The sequence below is a fragment of the Acidovorax sp. LjRoot38 genome, assembly GCF_964252975.1.
Lineage (GTDB): Bacteria > Pseudomonadota > Gammaproteobacteria > Burkholderiales > Burkholderiaceae_C > Acidovorax > Acidovorax facilis.
Genome location: NZ_CAXUPT020000002.1, coordinates 172,918 through 193,363, shown reverse-complemented (window position 1 = coordinate 193,363; position 20,446 = coordinate 172,918). Strand labels below are relative to the sequence as shown.

Here is a 20,446-nt window from a genome sequence, read left to right as displayed (position 1 = left end):
CTGATCTGAAACCCCCCACCACACTGCCCACCCCCATCCATGGCCGCCCACGTTCCCACCATGCTGGTCATGATCATCGTGAGTTCGCTCATGATGGCCGCCTCCATGGCTGTGGTGGGCTGGGGGCGTCGGCGCGATGGCCTGGGGCGGTGGGCGGCCGCCCTGATGGTCAATGCCGTCGGGCATTTGCTGATCATGCTGCGGGGCCTGGTGCCGGATGTGGTGTCCATCGTGATGGGCAACCTGCTGCTGTCCTGCGTGTTTGTGGGGATGATCGCCGCGATCTACCAGTTCCAGGGGCGCCCGCCACGGTGGCTGCTGCTGCTCACACCGTCGGCGCTGGTCACGTGTTTTGTCATCGTGTTTATCGACAACTTTCCGGCGCGCGCGAGTTTTGTGGGCCTGGTCATCGGGCTGCAGGCCGTGTGGGCTCTGGTGGCGGCCCTGGAGCGCCGCCATGCCACCGTGGGGCGCGGGCAGTGGCTGCTGGTGGCAGGGCTGGGCCTGGAGGCCCTGGTGCTGGGGGGCCGCGCGCTGCTGGCCTTGGGCGAAAGCCAGACGGCCACCAGCATCCTCCAGGGCAGCCTGCTGCAGACGCTGACCTTCATGGCCACGTTTTCGGTGGTGCTCATCAGCTCCATGGGATTTGTGTTCATGTCACGCGACCGTGCCGACGAGAACAACCGCATCATGGCGGCGCTGGACCCGCTTACCGGCGTGGCCAACCGCCGCTCGCTGATCGCGGCGCTGGACCGCGACGTCTCGCGCGCCGTGCGCTCGCGCGAATCCATCGCGCTCATGATGGTGGACATCGACCACTTCAAGCGGGTCAACGACCGCTACGGGCACCCCGCCGGTGATCAGGTGCTGTGCAGCGTGGTCAATGTGCTGAGCGAGCGCGTGCGGGCGCAGGACCTGGTGGGCCGCTACGGGGGTGAGGAATTCATGGTGGTGCTGCCCGACACCACGTTGCTGGGGGCCGAGCAGCTGGCGCGGGAACTGTGCAAGGCGGTGGAGGAATCGCGTTGCCGCATCCGCGCAGTGGGCGGAGCCGCGCCAGATGCAACCACCGACGCGGCCCTGGGCATTGCCGTCACGGTCAGCATTGGCGTCTTTGGCGGCCGGCTGGAGCCCGGCGACAGCTGGGACATGCTGATCGCCGCAGCCGACCGTGCGCTCTACCAGGCCAAGGAAAACGGCCGCAACCGGGTGGAGGTGTCCACCAGCCTGCGGCGCCCCGCCTCCTTGGCGGCGGCACAGGCCAATCCCGACACGCATCCTGTTTCCCGGTATTGACCCCCAAGAGGGACGCGGGACGGGCCACGCTGGGCACACCACCCGAAGAAGAGCTGCGCCCCCTGCCACAGCGCTGCCAGACTATGTCGCGGGTGTATGGATACCTGCCATGGCGCCCGCACAGGCGTTGTGTTGGAATGCTGGTTTCGGTCCACAAGATCCGCCGTATTCAGGAGAGCTGCCCATGAACGCCCGAGTCCCCCCCCACGCCCTGCAACCCGCCCTGGCCCTCGAACGGGTCAGCCAAGCCTGGGACAACGATATTGTTCGACAGCTCACCGACTACATCGCCATCCCCGCCAAGTCGCCCATGTTCTCGCCCGACTGGGCCGAGCAGGGCCTGCTCGACACCGTGGTGCGCAATGCCGCCGCGTGGGTCGAGTCGCAGAAAGTTGAAGGCCTCACGCTCGAAATCGTGCGCCTGGAAGGCCGCACCCCCGTGCTGTTCTTTGAAATCGACGCCACCCAGGCCGGCGCCACCGATACCGTGCTCATGTACGGCCACCTCGACAAGCAACCCGAGTTCAGCGGCTGGCGCAACGACCTCGGCCCTTGGACGCCCAAGTACGAAGACGGCAAGCTCTATGGCCGCGGCGGTGCCGACGACGGCTACGCGGTCTACGCCAGCATCGCGGCCGTGCAGGAGCTCAAACGCCAGAACGTGCCCCACCCGCGCATCGTGGGCCTGATCGAGACCTGCGAGGAAAGCGGCTCGCGCGACCTGCTGCCGTACATCGACGCCCTCAAGCCCCGTATGGGCAACGTGGCACTGGTGGTGTGCCTGGACTCGGGCGCCGGCAACTACGACCAGCTGTGGCTCACCACCAGCCTGCGCGGCATGGCCACCGGCACGCTCAAGGTCGAGATCCTCACCGAAGGCATCCACTCCGGTGACGCCTCGGGCCTGGTGCCTTCGTCGTTCCGCATCATGCGGCAGGTGCTCGACCGGCTCGAAGACAGCGCCACCGGCCGTCTCCTGCCCCAGAGCTTTCATTGCGAAGTGCCTGCCGACCGCCTGGCCCAGGCCCGCGCCACGGCGGGCATCCTGGGCGAAGAGGTGTACAAGCGCTTCCCCTGGGCGCACTACGACTGCGGCGGCTCCACCACCTTTGCATTGCCCACCACCACCGACCCGCTGCAGGCCCTGCTCAAGCGCACCTGGGAGCCCACGCTGAGCGTGACCGGCGCCGAAGGCTTCCCGGCCCTGCAGGACGCAGGCAATGTGCTGCGCCCCTACACCGCCTTCAAGCTCAGCCTGCGCCTGCCGCCCCTGGTAGATGCCGCCCAGGCTGTGCAGGAACTCAAGGCCTTGCTGGAAGACAACGCGCCCTACCAGGCCAAGGTCACCTTCCAGAGCATGAGCGGCGCCACAGGCTGGAATGCCCCCGCCACCACGCCCTGGTTCGAGCAGGCGCTCAACGCCGCCTCGCAGGCCCACTTCGGCGCACCCTGCGGCTACATCGGCCAGGGCGGCACCATCCCGCTCATGAACATGCTCAGCGAAGGCTTCCCCACCGCGCAAATGATGGTGTGTGGTGTGCTCGGCCCCAAAAGCAACGCCCACGGCCCCAACGAGTTCCTGCATGTGCCCTACGCCAAGAAGCTCACCGCCGCCGTGGCGCAGGTGATTGCAGGCATGGCACAGCAGGCGGTCGCACCTGCCGCAGCGGGCTGATAGGCGCGATCTTTTCAGCTTTCACCGTTCTTTCACACCCACGACTGACGCAAAAATGGGCATGGGCATGGGCATGGGCATGGGCATGGGCAGCCGGCACGCTCCAAGCGATGCGGCCGCTGCGTTCCGGTTTGCGCAAGTCCTCACACCCTTCTGGCAGGCACAGATCACCATGGACAAACGCGCTTTTCTCCACGCCTGTACGGCCACCACACTGGCCGCTGCGGTACACCCTCTCGTCCACGCCCAGGCGCCTGCGGCAACGGCGGGGGTTGCCGCTCTTGGCCCGCGCCACACGCTGTTGGGCACCAACAGCGAAGGCAAGCCTGTCGCACTGACCGACTTTGCGGGCAAGGTGTGCCTGGTGAGCTTTTTCACCGCTGGCTGCGCCCTGTGCACCAACGAGCTGCGGCTCATGCGCGAGTTCTATACGAACAACCGCCAGCGCGACTTTGTGCTGCTGGGCGTGAACATGGACGACAAAAACGCGGACTTCATGCAGTACATCGAGCTGCTCAAAGTGTCCGTGCCTGCCGAGCAGCGCTTTCCGATTACCTGGCGCAACGCTGTGGGGCACCAGGACAGCTTTGGCACCATCACCCGCCGCCCCACGCACTATGTGCTCAACCGCCAGCACCAGCAGGTGTTGCGCCGCGAAGGCAATTTTCTGCCCACGGATTGGGACGACCTCTGGGCCTCCATCGCCTGATGCGGGTTGCGCCACGCATGCTGCGTTCGGCCACCGCCGGGCCATGCCGTACCGCCTTTTTATGGGATTGCCTTCCTGTTCTTTTCTGGTTGAGCGATTGCCCGCTCAACAGCACCGCCCGCCATGATCTCTGACGACCCCATTCCCTCCACCCTCACCACCTTCACCGCCAGCGATGGCGAAAACCTGGCTGTGCAGGACTGGCCCCTGCCCGAGGGCGAGCCCTGCCGGGGCACCGTGCTGCTGGTGCACGGCCTGGGCGAACATGTGGGTCGCTATGACGCGGTGGCCCGCCGCCTCAACGACTGGGGTTTTGCCGTGCGGGGTTACGACCAGTATGGTCACGGCGAATCCGGCGGGCCGCGTGGCGGCCTCACTTCGGACCTGCGCCTGCTGGATGACCTGGCCGACCTGGTGGACGCCACGCGCGCCCGCATGCCCGCAGGCCAGCCCCTGGTGCTGCTGGGCCACAGCATGGGCGGGCTTGTGGCTTCGCGTTTTGTGTCGTTGAAGATACGGCCTGTGGACGCCCTGGTGTTGTCATCCCCCGCGCTGGATGCGGGCCTGGGCGCCGTGCAAAAGCTGCTGCTGGCCACGCTGCCGCGCATCGCACCCAACCTGCGCGTGGGCAATGGGCTCGATGCGCAGTACCTCTCGCACGACCCGGCCGTGGTCGCGGCCTACCTGGACGACCCGCTGTGCCACGACCGCATCAGCGCCCGTCTGGCCCGCTTCATCGCCAACGGCGGCCCCGCCACCGTGGCCCGCGCCACGCACTGGAGCGTGCCCACGTTGCTGATGTGGGCGGGCAGCGACAAGCTGGTCCACCCTGCGGGCAGCCGTGCCTTTGCGGCCGCAGCCCCCAAGGCCGTCGTGCATGCACACTGCTTTGAGCCCCTGTTCCACGAGCTGTTCAATGAAAGCCCGGAACTGGCCGAGCCGGTGTTCGACCTGCTGCAGCAGTGGCTGGTGCGGCGCTGTCCGGCAGTGAGGTAGCCGGGTCGCCGCGGTTACCCAAAATTTCAAGCAAAAATGGCCGCCAGCGCTGATCTATCAAGCGCCAGCAGCTATCATTTTTGTAACAATCCGCCCAGCATTCCGAGGAGGTCGTTCGAGGTGCCAAACCCGCCCTGCGGCGCCTCGCCGCGCGGGCTGAGCTGGTCGATCAGGCCCGGCAGCACCTGGGCCAGCTGGCCTGCTGCAGCGCCGGGGCCCACGCCCAGTTGCGATGCGATCTGCGACAGCGGGCCGGCGCCCAGCACGTTGGACAACTGCTCACCTGAGATCGCCTGGTTCGGCCCCGCGCTCAGCCAGGACGCAATCACATTGCCCAGCCCCGCCTGCTGAAACTTGGCCATCAGCCCCGGCAGACCACCCACCGGGCCGTCGTTGCTGATCAGGGACATCACGGCCTGCACCAGCTGCGGGTTCTGCGCAGCCAGGCTGATCAAGCCGCCCAGGCCACCCCCGGCCCCACCGGCTGCAGCGGCGCCATTGCCGCCTTGCGATGCATTGTTGATAACGGCACCCAGAACGGAATCGAGCAAACCCATGGTGTTCTCCTGCAGAGGGATAAAGGACGGCTGTGCGCCGCCCCGGACGGAACCACCCATGGTACGCACCTTGGCGTCCCCTTCATGTCAACAATCGTGAATTGTGGTGCTGCGGACCCTGACCGGCAGGGCACGCGGCAACACGCCACCCACGGCCCGCTCCACTCCCGCGCTGGTGTGTGTCGCTGAGAGGGCGCCCCGCTGCCGCGCAACTACTTGGTGCGGGGTGGGCGCTTGTCCAGCAGCGGTGCGCTCACACCCTGCACCCCCACCAGCCCCAGCACCGTGACCAGCGAGGTCTGAGCACCCTTCCAGGCGTCCGTCAGGTCAATCCACTCGGACAGTGCGTGGAACCCGCCCGTCTTGCCGCCGCCCCCGATCACGATGGCGGGGATGCCCAGCGACATCGGCACGTTGGCGTCGGTGCTGGCGCCGCCCAGCACGGTCTTGCGGCCAAACGCCGTGTTGGCGCGCACGGCCGCTTCCACAATGACCGAATCCGCCGCCGTGCGGCCACCGGGCCGGTCGCCGATGAGTTTGGTCGATGCGCTCAGGGTGTTCACGCCCCAGCGTGCGTTCTCTTCGGTCACGGCGCTGTCCACGGCGGCCAGCACCTGCTTTTCGGTGGCCAGCATCGGGGCTGTTTCGTCGGAGCGGATGTCCACCGCCATGCGCGCATCCGGCGCGATGGTGTTGACGGATGTGCCGCCGCCCACAGTGCCCACAGTGAACGTGGTCTTGGGGCTCTTGGGCGTGCGGATGTCGGCGATCTTGGCAATGGCGCGGCCCATGCCGTGGATGGCGCTGGGCACCTCGCCGAACGCGGCGTAGCTGTGGCCGCCCGGGCCCTTGAAGGTCACCTCGTGGCGGTGGCTGCCCGTGCCCAGCACCAGCACCGTGCCATCGGGCGCGGGCTCCAGCGCCACCATGCCGTCGATGTCCAGGTGTTCCTTGAAAAGGTGCTTCATGCCGCGCAGGTTGCCCAGCTCTTCCTCGCCCACATTGCCCACGAACACCAGGTCGCCCACGGTGGCGATCTTCTGGTCGTTCAGCACCTTGAGCCACGACAGCAGCACGGCCAGGCCGCGCGTGTTGTCGGAAATGCCGGGCGCATAGAGCTTGCCGTCGCGCTCCTTCACCTTCACGTCGGTGCCGGATGGGAACACCGTGTCCAGGTGGGCCGAGATGACCAGCTTGGGGCCGTTGCCCGTGCCCTTGCGCACGCCCACCACATTGCCTTCGGCATCGATAGCGGCGTTGGTCAGGCCCAGGGCCTGGAGCCGGGCAAGAAAGGCTTCGGCACGCTTTTGTTCCTTGAACGGCGGCGCCTCGATCTCGGTGAGCATGCGCAGGTCTTCGGTGGCGCGGTCGTGGTCGGCCTTCACGGCGTCAAGCAGCTGCAGGATCTGGGGCGCAGCCATGAGCTGGCCGTAGGCCTTGTCCACGGCGGGACGCAGCGTGGTGGGCGTGGGCGCCACGGCGCCGAACTGCGCATGGGCGGCACCGGGCAGCAAGGCGGCGCAGGCGAGGGCCATGGCACCCGCAAGGGCTGTGGCACGGAAGGTATGGAGAGGGAGAGTCATGGTGATCCAGCGAAACACGAACACAAACGGAAGGGGTGACCGGCCTGTCCAGCCATCGTGGATGGAGCCGTGGGCCGGCATGCAGGGCCACGCAATTGTTGGACCGAACCCCGCCCCTGGGCTCTGCTTTAATCTGCCCAGCCGACAGTTTTTCTTACATGCGCAAACACATCCCCAGCACCCGCGCCCTGCTTGTTTTCGATGCCGTGGCACGCCACCACGGCGTGAGCAAAGCCGCCGAAGAACTCTGTCTCACCCACAGCGCCGTGAGCCAGCAGCTGCGCCTGCTGGAGGGCCAGCTGGGCCTGCAGCTGGTGCAGCGCGGCGCACGCGGCTCCACGCTCACCGACGTAGGCCGCCGCTACCACGCGCAGGTGGTGGGCGACTTGCTGCGGCTGCAGAACCACACCCTCGAAGCCATGGCCCAGCGGCCCGATGGCGCGCGCCTGCTGGTGGGTTGCGTGCCGGTGTTTGCCGAGCGCTGGCTGCTGCCCCGGCTGCCTGCCTTCCTTGCGCAGCACAAAGGCTGCAGCCTGCACCTGCAGGTGTACCCCACGCAGATCTACATGGCGGAGATACCGTTCGACGTGGCCGTGCAGTACGACGACGCGGCCTGGCCCGGTGTGGTGCCAGCGCCCCTGATGCCCGAGGTTTGCGTGGCCGTGTGTGCACCGCAGTCGCGCCACCGGCGTGCGACGGAGCGCGGCGATTTTCGGGCCGTGCCGCTGCTGCAGCTCAGCTCGCGCCTGGGCGCCTGGGACGACTGGCTGGCCCGTGCGGGCATCACGCGCATCCCCGGCCACACGTTGGGAGGCCACCGCTTTGATCTGTTCTCGATGCTGGTGGAGGCCGTGCGCGCCGACTTGGGGCTAGGCCTGGTGCCCCGGTATTTTGTGGAGCGCGAACTGCAATCGGGCGAGCTGGTGCTGGCCCACCCGCACCACGACAGCGGTGCGCGGGGCTACAGCCTCTTCGTGGCGCCGGGGCGCCTGGAAGACCGGGCGGTGGCGGCGTTTGCACAGTGGCTGCGCACCACGGTGGCCGCAGAAGGCGCTGTGGCTGAGGTGCCTTCAGACGCCGCGTGAAACGCGCTTGCGCTGCACACCCAGCCAGGCCAGTGCCAGCCCCGTCACCACAATCGGCACCAGCGAACCGGCGTTCAGCAGCGTCCATCCCTGCGTCGTGACCAGCACGCCCGACGAGAACGCACTCAGCGCCAGCGTGGCGTACACGCAGAAGTTGATGGCCGCCTGGGCGCGGTCCTTCTCCTCGGGGCGGTAGGCCGTCATGGCCAGCGTGGTGGAGCCAGTGAACAGGAAGTTCCAGCCCACCCCCAGGAAGAACAGTGCAATGCCGAAGTGGTGCAGTTCCACGCCCATCAGCGCCACGGCTACGCAGGCGAAGTTGAGCAACACCCCCGTGCCCATGATGGGCAGCACGCCAAACCGCTTGATGAGGTGGCCGGTGACAAAGCCGGGAGCGAACATGCCGATCACATGCCACTCCAGCACCAGCGCCGAGGCATCAAAGTCAAAGCCACACACCTGCATGGCCAGCGGCGTGGCCGCCATCAGCAGGTTCATCACCCCATAGCCCAACGCGGCACCCACAATGGCCACGATAAAGGCAGGCTGGCGCATCAGTACAGAGAGGGGGCGCCCCTGCTCGCGTTGGCCCGCTGCGTTGAGCACCACGGGTTGCGCTTCGAAGCGGGTGGCTGCCATGGACAGCATGGACAACAGCGCCACGCCGATCAGCGCGATGTAGGCACCCGCAAACGGCACTGGGAACAAGGTGCGCGTGGCGCTGGCCAGATTGGGGCCCGCCACGGCGCCGAGCAGGCCACCGGCCAGCACCAACGACACGGCCTTCTCGCGGTAGTCCGGGGCCGCCAGCTCGGCGGCCGCAAAGCGGTACAGGCCACCGTTGGCGCTGTAGTAGCCCGCCACCAGCGTAGCGGTGCACAGCAGCCAGAAGCTGCCGCTGAACGCCGCCCAGGCACACAGCGCGGCCGATGCCACGGCCACGGCCAGCCCGATCTGGAACGACACCTTGCGCCCCCAGCGCGACTGCGTGCGCGCCACCAGCGGGGTGGACAGCGCCCCGCCCACCACGTAGCCCATCACCGGCAGCGTGGCCATCCAGCCAAAGGGCGCCAGCTGCAGGCCCACCAGGCCATTGATAGCAATGAAGACAACGTTGTTGGTGAGGAAAAGGCCTTGGCACAGCGCCAGCAGCCACAGGTTCTTGTTCATGACAGGGCAGCGCCCGGGTTGGGCAAAAGGAAGGAACGAAAAGTGGGACAGCGTAGACGCAAGTCAAGGCCTGGCGGCTATGGGGTGCGCTGCGGAGGCGGGCCACATCAAAACCCGACTGGTTTGCTCCGGAATTGTGCACCGCCGTTGATGAAGATCAGCGGATGCGTGGGGTGTCCTCATTATGGTGGCGCCCAGTGCTGTGGCCCGGCCCGGGGCCCGCGTTTGAATGTTTGTGATGGAACCCCTGAAATCGATGGAGGCGGTGCTGCCTGAAGCTGCAACCCCCGGTCTGGAACTCGTCTGCCCCGCCGGCAGCCTGCCCGCCCTGAAGGCCGCTGTGGACCACGGCGCCAACTGCGTCTACCTGGGCCTGCGCGACGCCACCAATGCGCGCAATTTTGCGGGCCTCAACTTTGACGAGGCCGCCATCGCCAACGGCATTGCCTATGCGCATGGTCGCGGCTGCAAGGTCTTCATGGCGCTCAACACCTACCCGCAGGCGGCCAACCCGGGGCCGTGGCGCAGCGCACTGGACAAGGCGGTGGACCTGGGCGTGGACGCGGTCATCCTGGCCGACCCCGGCCTCATGCACTACGCGGTGCAGCACCATCCCCGGCTGCGCCTGCACCTGTCGGTGCAGGGCTCGGCCACCAACTACGAGGCCATCAACTTCTACCGCGAGCAGTTCGGCATCGTGCGCGCCGTGCTGCCGCGCGTGCTCTCGATGGAGCAGGTGCGCCAGGTCATCGATCGCACGCCGGTCGAGATCGAAGTCTTCGGCTTCGGCAGCCTGTGTGTGATGGTCGAGGGGCGCTGCGCGCTGTCGTCGTACGTGACCGGCGAATCGCCCAACACGCACGGCGTGTGCTCTCCGCCCAAGGCCGTGCGCTGGGTGGAGACCCCGCAGGGCCGCGAGTCGCGCCTGAACGGCGTGCTCATCGACCGCTATGCACCCGGCGAGAACGCGGGCTACCCCACGCTGTGCAAGGGGCGTTTCGACGTGGGAGACGATGAGAACTACTACGCCATCGAAGAGCCCACCAGCCTCAACACGCTGGAGTTGCTGCCCCAGCTGCTCAAGATGGGTGTGCGCGCCATCAAGATCGAAGGCCGCCAGCGCAGCCCCGCGTATGTGGCGCAGGTCACCCAGGTCTGGCGCGAGGCCATGGACCAGTGCCTGGCCTATCCCCACCGCTACGCGCCCAAGACACGCTGGATGGCCAGCCTGGACCAGGTGGCAGAAGGCCAGCAGCACACCCTGGGTGCCTACCACCGCCCCTGGAAATGAAATGATCAGGCGACAACCCCCTGAGCCGCTGCGCGGCTTCCCCCTTCTCTCTACGCGCTTCGCGCTAGGGGAAGGGGGACAACGCCAGCGCACGACAGCGAAGCGCCGCATACGCGGCTTGGCGGCCCTTGCGCGGCGTCCCCTGGCCTGGATCGCGCCAGATCGAAGGTCGGTGCGCCGCTTTGAATCCGAAATATCACGATGAAACCCCGGAGATCGCCCCATGAAACTCTCTCTCGGCCCGCTGCTGTACTACTGGCCCCGCGACACCGTGTTCGCGTTCTACGAGGCCATGGCCGCCACGCCCGTGGATGTGGTGTACCTGGGCGAGACGGTGTGCTCACGCCGCCATGAGTTGCGCCTGGCCGACTGGCTGGCGCTGGCGCGCATGCTGCGGGACGCGGGCAAGGAGGCGGTGCTGTCCAGCCAGGTGCTCATCGAGTCCAGCGCCGACGTGGGCGTGATGCACAAGATCACAGGCAACGGCGAGTTTCTGGTCGAGGCCAATGACATGGGTGCGGTGAGCTGCCTTGCGCGTGCACCCGCCGGGCCGCAGGCCTTTGTGGCCGGGCCGCACCTGAACCTGTACAACGCGCCCTCGTTGCAATGGATGGCGCAACGGGGCGCCACGCGCTGGGTGATGCCGCTGGAGATGTCGCAGGATGCGCTCGCTGCTGTGCTGGCGCAGCGGCCCGCAGGCATCGAGACCGAGGTGTTTGCCTACGGCCGCATGCCCCTGGCCTATTCGGCGCGCTGCTTCACCGCCCGCCACCGCAACCTGCCCAAGGACGACTGCCAGTTCAGCTGCCTCGACCATCCTGACGGCCTGCCGCTGCGCACGCGCGAGAGCGAGGGCTTTCTCGTGCTTAACGGCACGCAGACCCAGTCGGCCCGCGTCTACAACCTGGCCAACGAGCTGGCGGCGATGCGCACCCAAGGCGTGGACGTGGTGCGCCTGAGCCCGCAGGCCCAGCACATGCCGCAGGTGATCGCGGCGTTTGACGAAGCCCGCCGCGCCGTGGCTGCGGAGGATGCTGGCGAAAAGGCACCTGACTATGTGGAGCGCATGCAGCCCTTCATGCCCGATCTGCCCTGCAACGGCTACTGGTTCGGGCGACCGGGCCTGGAGCAGGGGCTGCATGGCGCTGTAGGTGGTGGTGCCGCGCGGCCTGCCATGCATCCATAACGCGAAGCGAATCACCGCATGTACCCCGGCGAACGTTTCAACAGCATCAGCCACCTGGTCGGCGCCCTGCTCGCCACGGCGGGCGCGACTGTGCTCATCACCCTTGCTGCGCGCCTGGGCGATCCGTGGAAGGTGGTGGCGTTCAGCATCTACGGCGCCATGCTGGTGGCGCTGTACGCCGCCTCCGCCGCGTACCACAGCGTGCGCCGACGCACCATCAAGGCCGTGCTGCAAAAGCTGGACCACTGCAGCATCTACCTGCTGATTGCGGGCAGCTACACGCCGTTTGCGCTGGTGTCGCTGCGCGGGCCCTGGGGCTGGTCGCTGCTGGGCGTGGTGTGGGGCCTGGCCCTGCTGGGCATTGCGCAGGAGATCTGGTGGGCGCGGGGTGCACGCGTGCTGTCGCTGGTCATCTATGTGCTCATGGGCTGGCTGGCGCTGGTGGCCGTGGTGCCGTTGTGGCATGCGCTCACGCCTGCCGGGTTTGCCTGGCTGCTGGCGGGCGGCGCCTGCTACACGCTGGGCATCGTCTTTTATGCACTGGACCACCGCGTGCGCCACGGCCACGGGCTGTGGCACCTGTTTGTGCTGGCCGGCAGCGTCTGCCATTTTTTCACCGTGTTTTTTTACGTGGCCTGAGGGCCCGTCTTCTACCAATGGCTGCTTTCCCTTCTTCGCCCACGCCTGCCGCGAACCAACGACAAGTGCCGCCGCCCGTGGGGGCTTTGCTGGCGCGCCTGCCCGCCTACCCCGGCTCGATGCTGCTGGTGACGGCGCTCAACCTGGCGCTCGCGCGGCACCTGCCCGATGACGTGGGCCGCTTGTTGCTCCACAAGAAGATGCGGGTGCAAGTGCGCGATGCGCGCGTGGCCTTCGACTTTGCCTGGACGGGCCAGCGCTTCGCCCCCCACGCACCGCTGGTGCTGCCGCAGGTGGCCGACGTGACGCTGAGCGCCACAGCCTATGATTTTTTGCTGCTGGCCCAGCGCCAGCAAGACCCGGACACGCTGTTCTTCAGCCGCCGCCTGTCGATGGAGGGCGACACCGAGCTGGGCCTGGTGGTGAAGAACGCGCTCGATGCCATCGAGCTTCCCGTGCTGGACCCGCGCCAGTGGGCGCAGAGGCTGGCGCCGCGCCAGGTGCTGGGCCACCTGCGGCGGCACCTCGACCCCACTCCACGCCACGGAGGATAAGCATGGCCACCAACACCGATCCCCAGAACCACCCCTTGGTCTATTCCTGCTCCGGCTGCTCCAGCGCCGCGCAGCTGGCCAACCACGTGGCGCTGCAGCTCGATCGGCGCGGCGTGGCCGAGATGTCGTGCATCGCCGGGGTGGGCGGCGATGTGCCGCACCTGATGAAGACCGTGCGCTCGGGCCGGCCCATCATCGCGCTCGACGGCTGTCCGCTGGTCTGCGTCAAAAGCACGCTCGCGCGCCACGGCATCGTGGCCGACCGGCATTACCAGCTGCAGCAATACGGTGTGAAAAAACGCGCGCACGAAGACTTTGACCCGGTGCAGGCCGCGCTGGTGCTGGAGCAGGTGGAGGCCGACCAGCAGGCCCAACCCCTGCGGCGCCCTTCTGTGGTGGAGCCCTCGCATGGCTGATGCTGCCCACACCCGCCGCATCATCGTCGCCATTTCGGGCGCCAGCGGCGCCGTGTACGGCGCGCGCCTGCTGCAGGTGCTGCAAGGCCAGAGCGGCATCGAGACCCACCTGGTCGTCTCCGACGCTGGCTGGCGCAACCTGCAGCACGAGCTGGACATGGACCGCCCCGCCGTCGAGGCCCTGGCCCACCGCGTGCACGACGTGGCCAACGTGGGCGCGGCCATCGCCAGCGGCTCGTTCCAGTGCCATGCCATGGTGGTGGCACCCTGCTCCATGCGCACGCTGGCTACCATAGCGCATGGGCTGGCCGACAACCTGCTCACGCGCGCGGCCGACGTGGCCCTCAAGGAGCGCCGCCGCCTGGTGCTTATGGTGCGCGAGTCGCCCCTGCACCTCACGCACCTGCGCAACATGGTGGCCGTGACCGAGATGGGCGGCATCGTCTGCCCGCCGCTGCCCGCGTTCTACCTGCGCCCGCAGACCGTGGGCGAGGTGGTGGATTACAGCGTGGCGCGCGTGCTCGACCTTATCGATGTGCCGCACGCCCTGGCGCCTCGGTGGCAAGGTCTGGAGCTGAATGCTTCTTAATTGATAGCTGTTTGCGCTTGTTGGAAAAGCGCTAGCGGCCAATTTCATTCAAATTCTGGACCTGATATGGCCTACCGCGACCTGCGCGACTTCATGGCCCAGCTCGAAGCCACGGGCGATCTGCGCCGCGTGGCGGAGCCGGTTTCGCCCCACCTGGAGATGACAGCGCTGAGCGACCGTGTACTGCGCGCCGGAGGGCCAGCGCTGCTGTTCGAGCAGCCCACGGGCCACACCATGCCGGTGCTCACCAACCTGTTTGGCACCACAGACCGCGTGGCGCGCGCCATGGGTGTGGCCAACCTGCGCGGTGTGCGCGCCCTGGGCGAACTGATGGCCACCCTCAAGGAGCCCGAGGCGCCCAAGGGCTTCAAGGACATGCTGGGCATGGGCCAGCTGCTTAAGACCCTGTGGAACATGGCGCCGCACACCGTGGCGCGCGGCGCGCCCTGCCAGCAAGAGGTGTGGGAGGGGCCGGATGTGGATCTGGCCCGCCTGCCCGTGCAGCACTGCTGGCCCGGCGACGTGGCCCCGCTCATCACCTGGGGCCTGACCATCACGCGCGGGCCGCGCAAGGCGCGGCAGAACCTGGGCATCTACCGCCAGCAGGTGCTCTCGCGCAACCAGGTCATCGTGCGCTGGCTGGCCCACCGGGGCGGGGCGCTGGACTTTGCCGACCACTGCGCCGCCCACCCCGGCCAACCCTACCCCGTGGCCGTGGCGCTGGGGGCCGACCCGGCCACGCTGCTGGGTGCCGTCACGCCCGTGCCCGACAGCTTGAGCGAGTACCAGTTCGCCGGCCTGCTGCGCGGTGCGCGCACCGAAGTCACGCCAGCGCTGGGCGTGCCGCTGCAAGTGCCCGCCACCGCCGAGGTCGTGCTCGAAGGCCACATCCAGCCCGATGCCCATCACGCGAGCGGCTGGCAGCATGCGCTGGAAGGCCCTTACGGCGACCACACCGGCTACTACAACGAATGCGCCGAGTTCCCCGTGCTCACCGTGGACCGCATCACCCTGCGCAAGGACGCGATCTACCACAGCACCTACACGGGCAAGCCGCCCGACGAACCCGCCGTGCTGGGCCTGGCGATGAACGAGCTGTTCATCCCGCTCTTGCAAAAGCAGTTCCCCGAGATCGTGGACTTCTACCTGCCGCCCGAAGGCTGCAGCTATCGGCTAGCGGTGGTCAGCATCCGCAAGGCCTACGCAGGCCACGCGCGGCGCGTGATGATGGGCGTGTGGAGCCACCTGCGCCAGTTCATGTACACCAAGTTCATCGTGGTGGTGGACGACGACGTGGACGTGCGCGACTGGAAGGAAGTGATCTGGGCCATCACCACCCGCATGGACCCGGCGCGCGATACCCTGCTGGTGGAGCACACGCCCATCGACTACCTGGACTTCGCCTCGCCCGTGAGCGGCCTGGGCAGCAAGATGGGGATGGACGCCACGAACAAATGGCCGGGGGAGACGCAGCGGGAGTGGGGGAGACCGATGCGGATGGAGGAGGGGGTGGTGAAGCGGGTGGAGGCGCTGTTTGTGGGGTTGGGGTTGTGAGGTGGATGTTGCGACGGTACGGCAAAGGTTCGTGCGGCGCACGTCTTAAATGCGTTGGAAGGACTGAACCTCCTACGCGAGCGTGATCACCACGGAGTGCTTGGAACCTCCGCCTTCTGGCGTGGGGTGAAAACAGAAGCTCAACGTTGCGTCTGATTCGCGATCACGGCATTCCGATGTGGGCCGCTTCAAGAGGCAGTCCGTGCAACTTGTGGCGATACGGTGACGCAGAGCCGTATGGGTATGGACTAACAACGAGTCCACAACAATGCCGGATACGCGGCTGCATGTGCTTCACCATTGGTCCACAACTGGTCTGGCTTCTGCTGTTATGAAGGTGTCGATATGGTTACGCTGCGTTGTCTTCTGTAGGCAAGGAGTGATTCGCACGGCCCAAGACGCCGCGTTTGATTGCGCTGGCTTTGATGAGATGGTCCTTGCCAAGGGGGGTCAGAGCTGCCAACTTGTAAGGCCTTCCGTCTTTGTCTTCAGCATTTGAGATTTCCAGAAAGTTCATGGCGGTGAACTGGACGAAGATCATTTGAAGTGTGGAGTCCGACACGTTGAAAGCTCCAACGTTGAGATCGGGATACATCTCTTGGACTGTCTCCAGTCTTTTCTCGCGGATCAACCTATTGATCCCTGATTTGATCCCACTGAACTTTGTTGGAGTAAGCAGGTGTGGCGCAAACGATTTATAGACCTCGTCCCAGGTAACGACTATCTGCGAGCTTAGCCTAGACGTGCGATCGGCGTAAGGAAGGCTCGGATCGGAAAGCGTCACAGTGAAGCCGAGTTCAAGCTGATCATCCCCCTGGGCCAGCGCGTCGTTCGCGGAACTATGTACGACCGTTAGACGAGATATCTCCTCGTCCTTTCTGTCGATTGTGTTTCTCAATCGAAGAATTTCCTCACTGGCCTCTGAGCTAGCAAGCCTGTCTGATCTTACCCACCCAGGCCTTGGATTTCGCTTGATGAGTTGCGTCAGACTTCTGCTGACTACCGCACCAAGTTCTGCAGGTGATGACCAAGTCTTGCACAACTTAGATTGAACAAGCTTGCGGAACTCATCTAGCTTTCGTCTTCCGTCTGGGTCAGCCTCGGCTTTGCCCTGCGGGATCTGATCAGGCTGCGCGTGCACGAACCCGATTACTGGAATTCCTTTTTCAAGTGCGTACCGGTATTCCTTTTCGGTGAAGCTGAGACCGTCAGACGACATTGATCCGTAGCGCGCACCTACGACTACCACGTAGTAGTCGCATTGATCGATCAGTTCTTGGATAAATGACCACTGATCGTCATTGGTAGCCGGAAAGTATTCCATCCCGGATGGAATGCAGTCGAGTTCCAGCAGAGCTCGCATGACTTCAAGTCTCTCTTCCTTGAGGTCTACATACGTTGAACTGAGAAAGACTTGATAGCGTTTTTCCATAATTTCTTAATGCAGCCTGACTTGATGCGCCCCATGGGTTTGCGAAAAAAACTGGACCAGGAGAATACAGCGTCACTGATGCCCTGAAAGCGTGCAGCTTAGATCCGCATGCTCAGCGCGGCTAAGTCACTTAGAAACGAAAATTCCGTAAAACCCGGCACACTTCAAGTGTGCAGCTATGTCGAGCAGGTAGCCTCAACGGTCTGATTTCGAGTGTGAGCAAGCTCGGGCTCTGACAAGTTGCGTTGGGAAATAGTAGTCACCGTGGTTTTGGTCTACATCCGACAAATCGACGGTAGGGTATGCGGCCCAGCTCCAACGGGAAAAGGCTCACCCCAGTCACCCCCTACGGCACCTTGGCGCTTTCTTCTGCACCGGGTTGGTCAGCAGCCACTGCGCCGCGTTTCGCCGCATGAACTCCCTGACCTTCTACGGCCGCTCCGTGAGCACGCGTTGCATGCGCCTTCATTCAGGATGGCGGGCATGCTCTTTTCGCTGCCCGCCGGGCCTCAGTGCTGCAGCACGTTGAGAGTTCGCGTCCACCCTGAGCAGGCGGTAGCTCACGGACCCTTCGCCGTCCGTTCCCTGTCAGCGCGGCATCTCTTCTCGGATTGCCTGGATGAGTCGCGCAAACGACAAGCAAGCCCCGCGTTGTTTGCGACGATGCGCAAGCCTCACATAGAAGGCTCTGCACCGGCACCCCACGGATGCCGCGACGCAGCAAGGCATACATCCCTAGGAGACAACTGCAATGCAGCAGCACCAGCCCGGCAGCATGATGGACCGGCCATTACTGGTCTCGGCCATCCTCGACCATGGCGAGAACCAGTACGGCGATCAGCAGGTCGTCTCGCGCGACACCGATGGCAGCCTGCACCGCTACCGTTTCGCCGACATGGCCCGGCGCGCCCGGCAGCTGGCCAACGCGCTGCAGACGCTGGGCCTGCGCCCTGGCAGCGTGGTGGGTTCGCTGGCCTGGAACAACCACCGCCACCTGGAGGCGTATTACGCCGTGTCGGGCAGCGGCATGGTCATGCACACCTGCAACCCGCGCCTGCACCCCGAGCAACTGGCCTACATCGTCAACCATGCCGATGATGAGGTCGTGCTGTTTGACACCACCTTTGCGCCGCTGGTGCGCGCCATCGCAGCGTCGTGCCCCCGTGTGCGCCATTGGGTCGCGCTGTGTGATGCGCAAACGCTGGGCACCATCGATCTGCAAGGGGTGGCCGGGGTCGAGGCGTTCGAGACGCTGCTAGCCCGCGAGAACGACCGCTTCACCTGGCCCGAATGCGATGAAAAAGCCGGCGCGGCGCTGTGCTACACCTCCGGCACCACCGGCAACCCCAAGGGTGTGCTGTATTCGCACCGGGCGCTGGCGCTCAGTGCCCTGTCGGCCTGCATGCCGGGTGTGCTCAGCATCAGCGCGCGGGAGACCATCCTGCCCGTGGTGCCCATGTTCCACATCAACGCCTGGTGCCTGCCCTATGCGGCCCTGATTGGCGGGGCCAAGCTGGTGCTGCCCGGCCCGCGCCTGGACGCCGCCAGCCTGTACGAGCTGATGGAGACCGAGCGCGTCACCGTCAGCGCGGGTGTTCCCACCATCTGGATGGGCCTGATCCAGCATGTGGAGCAGCACGGTCTGCGCTTTACCACCATGCGGCGCACGGGCGTAGGCGGCTCGGCCATGCCCAAGGCACTGATCGCCAAGTTCAATGACGTGTACGACGTGGAGGTACGCCACGGCTGGGGCATGACCGAGACCACGGCCATTGCCACCATGAGCGTGCTGGGCGCTTCCGATGCCGAACTGCCGCCCGAGGACCGCCATGCACTGGTCGCCAAGCAGGGCAAGTCGGTGTTCGGCATCGAGCTTAAGCTGGTGGACGAAAACGGCGCCAGCCTGCCCCGCGACGGGGTGGCGCAGGGCGAGCTGATGGTGCGCGGCCAGTGGATCGTGGACCGCTACCACAAGGCCGAGCGTTCGGCGCTGGTCGATGGCTGGTTCCCCACCGGCGACATCGCCACCATCAGCCCCCAGGGCGTGGTGCAGATCCGCGACCGCACCAAGGACGTGATCAAGTCGGGCGGCGAGTGGATCAGCTCCATCGACCTGGAGAACGCCGCCGTGGCCCACCCAGCGGTGGCCATGGCCGCTGTCATCGGCGTCAAGCACCCCAAGTGGGACGAACGCCCGCTGCTCTTCATCGTGCGCAAGCCCGGCCAGTCGCTCGACAAGGCGCAGATCCTGGACTTCCTCGCAGAGCGTGTTGCCAAGTGGTGGCTGCCCGACGACGTGCTGTTTGTCGAGAGCCTGCCATTGGGCGGCACCGGCAAGGTCCAGAAAAACGAGCTGCGACAGCGCCATGGCGCGGTGTTCGGCGGCGAGTGACGCAGCCACGCGTTGACGGCTTTCGGCTTTCCTTTCTTTCCCACTCACCCACCCCACGGAGACAGACATGAATTTGGTTCCCAGGAAATGGCTTCAGGTCGGCGCATGCGCCGCAGCGCTGGTGATGGCCGCACACGCCGGGGCGGCCGAGACGGTAAAGATCGGCTTCATCGATCTGCTGTCCGGCCCGTTCGCGCTCACCGGCCAAAGCTCGCTCAACCAGCTGCGCGAGGTGGTGGCGCAGGTCAATGCCAAGGCCGGGCCCAACGAGCCCAAGTTCGAGGTGATGGACTTCGACAACAAGGGCACGCCGCAGGAGAGCCTGAACGCCCTGAAGGCTGCCACCGACCGGGGCGTGCGCTACATCACCCAAGGGGGTGGATCGGGGGTGGCGCTGGCGCTGGTGGACGGGCTCAACAAGCTCGCCGAGCGCGACCCGGAGCGCGCCACCGTGTACCTGAACTACGCCGCCATGGACCCGCAGCTCACCAACGAGCGCTGCAGCTTCTGGCACTTCCGCTTCTATCCGTCGAGCGAGATGAAGATGGAGGCGCTGACCACCTACCTGCAAGGCCGCAAGGATGTGAAGCGCGTGTACCTGCTCAACCAGGACTACACCCACGGCCGCCAGGTCTCCAAGGCCGCCAAGGAATACCTGGCGCGCAAGCGGCCCGACATCGAAATCGTGGGCGACGACTTCATCCCCATCGCGCAGACGCGCGACTTTGCCCCCTATGTGGCCAAGATGGCCGCTGCCAAGGCCGATACGGTCATCACCTCCAACTGGGGCAGCGACCTGACGCTGCTGTTCAAGTCGTCCCGCGACTATGGGCTCAACATTAACTACTTCACGCTCAACGCCAACAACCCCGGCACGCCCGCGCAGATCGGGCCCTGGGGCGAGGGCAAGGTCGGGGTGATCTGGAACTGGGTGCACAACGCCCCCACCCCCGATCTGGAAAAGATCTACGTGGACTACAAGAAGAAGACCGGCGACGACTTTGTGTTTGCCGCGCACTGGAACAGCATGCACATGCTGCGTGAAGCCATGCGCAAGGCCCAGTCCACCGATGCGAAGAAGGTGGCCTTTGCGCTGGAAAATATGACCTACAAGAGCCCCATGGGCGAGGTGCGCATGCGCAAGACCGACCACCAGCTCGAAGCACCGCTGTACCTGGGCATCTGGGCCAAGCAAGGCAGCAAGGGCGTGAAGTACGACGCGGAGAAGACCGGCTACGGCTTCCGCTCCGAAGTGGCCTGGGACAACTACATCAGCGCCCAGCCCACGTCCTGCCAGATGAAGCGGCCGTCCTGAGTCTCCC

Annotated in this window: 18 protein-coding genes; 14 read left to right on the top strand and 4 right to left on the bottom strand. The window is 65.9% G+C overall.

Annotated features, from left to right (window positions below):
- Positions 1-39 precede the first annotated feature (39 nt).
- The 4 genes from ACSQ22_RS03405 (at position 40) to ACSQ22_RS03390 (ending at position 4,676) form a co-directional block, all read left to right on the top strand.
- Complete coding sequence (locus ACSQ22_RS03405) at positions 40-1,296, top strand: diguanylate cyclase (protein ID WP_436129430.1); 1,257 nt, start codon at positions 40-42, stop codon at positions 1,294-1,296.
- Positions 1,297-1,480: 184 nt separating this feature from the next.
- The gene (locus tag ACSQ22_RS03400) at positions 1,481-2,971 is read left to right on the top strand and encodes a M20 family metallopeptidase (protein ID WP_055401400.1); all 1,491 of its coding nucleotides are present in this window, start codon (positions 1,481-1,483) and stop codon (positions 2,969-2,971) included.
- A 61-nt stretch (positions 2,972-3,032) separates the two neighbouring features.
- The gene (locus ACSQ22_RS03395; RefSeq protein WP_436129429.1) at positions 3,033-3,680 is read left to right on the top strand and encodes a TlpA family protein disulfide reductase; all 648 of its coding nucleotides are present in this window, start codon (positions 3,033-3,035) and stop codon (positions 3,678-3,680) included.
- Between the two features lie 123 nt (positions 3,681-3,803).
- The gene (locus ACSQ22_RS03390) at positions 3,804-4,676 is read left to right on the top strand and encodes a lysophospholipase (protein WP_436129428.1); all 873 of its coding nucleotides are present in this window, start codon (positions 3,804-3,806) and stop codon (positions 4,674-4,676) included.
- Between the two features lie 74 nt (positions 4,677-4,750).
- Here the strand turns inward: ACSQ22_RS03390 and ACSQ22_RS03385 are convergent, their stop codons facing one another.
- Both ACSQ22_RS03385 and ACSQ22_RS03380 read right to left on the bottom strand, forming a co-directional pair.
- Positions 4,751-5,293, bottom strand: a complete 543-nt coding sequence (locus tag ACSQ22_RS03385) for a YidB family protein (RefSeq protein ID WP_436129427.1) — start codon at positions 5,291-5,293, stop codon at positions 4,751-4,753.
- A 152-nt stretch (positions 5,294-5,445) separates the two neighbouring features.
- The gene (locus ACSQ22_RS03380; protein WP_288851708.1) at positions 5,446-6,816 is read right to left on the bottom strand and encodes a M20/M25/M40 family metallo-hydrolase; all 1,371 of its coding nucleotides are present in this window, start codon (positions 6,814-6,816) and stop codon (positions 5,446-5,448) included.
- 158 nt (positions 6,817-6,974) lie between these two features.
- On the opposite strand from ACSQ22_RS03380, the gene ACSQ22_RS03375 reads away from it, so the two are divergent.
- Entirely contained in the window at positions 6,975-7,901 is a 927-nt protein-coding gene (locus ACSQ22_RS03375) for a LysR family transcriptional regulator (RefSeq protein WP_228897105.1), read from the top strand.
- On the opposite strand, the gene ACSQ22_RS03370 is transcribed toward ACSQ22_RS03375, so the two are convergent.
- Entirely contained in the window at positions 7,887-9,071 is a 1,185-nt protein-coding gene (locus tag ACSQ22_RS03370) for an MFS transporter (RefSeq protein WP_436076003.1), read from the bottom strand. The two genes, ACSQ22_RS03375 and ACSQ22_RS03370, sit on opposite strands and share 15 nt — an antisense overlap.
- A 256-nt stretch (positions 9,072-9,327) precedes the next feature.
- Between ACSQ22_RS03370 and ubiU the strand changes: the two genes are divergently transcribed.
- The 7 genes from ubiU to ubiD all read left to right on the top strand — a co-directional run bounded on the left by ubiU (position 9,328) and on the right by ubiD (position 15,300).
- The gene (gene ubiU, locus ACSQ22_RS03365; RefSeq protein WP_436076083.1) at positions 9,328-10,362 is read left to right on the top strand and encodes a ubiquinone anaerobic biosynthesis protein UbiU; all 1,035 of its coding nucleotides are present in this window, start codon (positions 9,328-9,330) and stop codon (positions 10,360-10,362) included.
- Positions 10,363-10,585: 223 nt separating this feature from the next.
- A complete protein-coding gene (locus ACSQ22_RS03360) occupies positions 10,586-11,548 on the top strand; it encodes a U32 family peptidase (RefSeq protein WP_228897108.1) in 963 nt (320 codons plus the stop codon).
- Between the two features lie 18 nt (positions 11,549-11,566).
- Entirely contained in the window at positions 11,567-12,187 is a 621-nt protein-coding gene (gene trhA / locus ACSQ22_RS03355; protein WP_228897109.1) for a PAQR family membrane homeostasis protein TrhA, read from the top strand.
- Between the two features lie 17 nt (positions 12,188-12,204).
- Complete coding sequence (gene ubiT / locus ACSQ22_RS03350) at positions 12,205-12,741, top strand: ubiquinone anaerobic biosynthesis accessory factor UbiT (RefSeq protein ID WP_436129426.1); 537 nt, start codon at positions 12,205-12,207, stop codon at positions 12,739-12,741.
- A 2-nt stretch (positions 12,742-12,743) separates the two neighbouring features.
- Entirely contained in the window at positions 12,744-13,157 is a 414-nt protein-coding gene (locus ACSQ22_RS03345; RefSeq protein ID WP_436129425.1) for a putative zinc-binding protein, read from the top strand.
- Positions 13,150-13,746: a UbiX family flavin prenyltransferase gene (locus tag ACSQ22_RS03340; protein WP_436129424.1), complete on the top strand. Its 597-nt coding sequence runs from the start codon at positions 13,150-13,152 to the stop codon at positions 13,744-13,746. The genes ACSQ22_RS03345 and ACSQ22_RS03340 overlap by 8 nt, the downstream gene beginning before the upstream one ends.
- A 66-nt stretch (positions 13,747-13,812) precedes the next feature.
- Complete coding sequence (ubiD, locus tag ACSQ22_RS03335; protein ID WP_436129423.1) at positions 13,813-15,300, top strand: 4-hydroxy-3-polyprenylbenzoate decarboxylase; 1,488 nt, start codon at positions 13,813-13,815, stop codon at positions 15,298-15,300.
- Between the two features lie 349 nt (positions 15,301-15,649).
- Here the strand turns inward: ubiD and ACSQ22_RS03330 are convergent, their stop codons facing one another.
- Positions 15,650-16,732: a DUF4062 domain-containing protein gene (locus ACSQ22_RS03330; protein ID WP_436129422.1), complete on the bottom strand. Its 1,083-nt coding sequence runs from the start codon at positions 16,730-16,732 to the stop codon at positions 15,650-15,652.
- Between the two features lie 751 nt (positions 16,733-17,483).
- On the opposite strand from ACSQ22_RS03330, the gene ACSQ22_RS03325 reads away from it, so the two are divergent.
- Both ACSQ22_RS03325 and ACSQ22_RS03320 read left to right on the top strand, forming a co-directional pair.
- On the top strand, positions 17,484-19,124 hold the full coding sequence (locus ACSQ22_RS03325; protein WP_436129421.1) for a long-chain-fatty-acid--CoA ligase: 1,641 nt from the start codon (positions 17,484-17,486) through the stop codon (positions 19,122-19,124).
- Between the two features lie 67 nt (positions 19,125-19,191).
- Positions 19,192-20,439 carry a branched-chain amino acid ABC transporter substrate-binding protein gene (locus tag ACSQ22_RS03320; protein ID WP_121421679.1) on the top strand — a complete coding sequence of 416 codons (1,248 nt, stop codon included), beginning with the start codon at positions 19,192-19,194 and terminating at the stop codon, positions 20,437-20,439.
- The last annotated feature ends 7 nt before the right edge of the window (positions 20,440-20,446 follow it).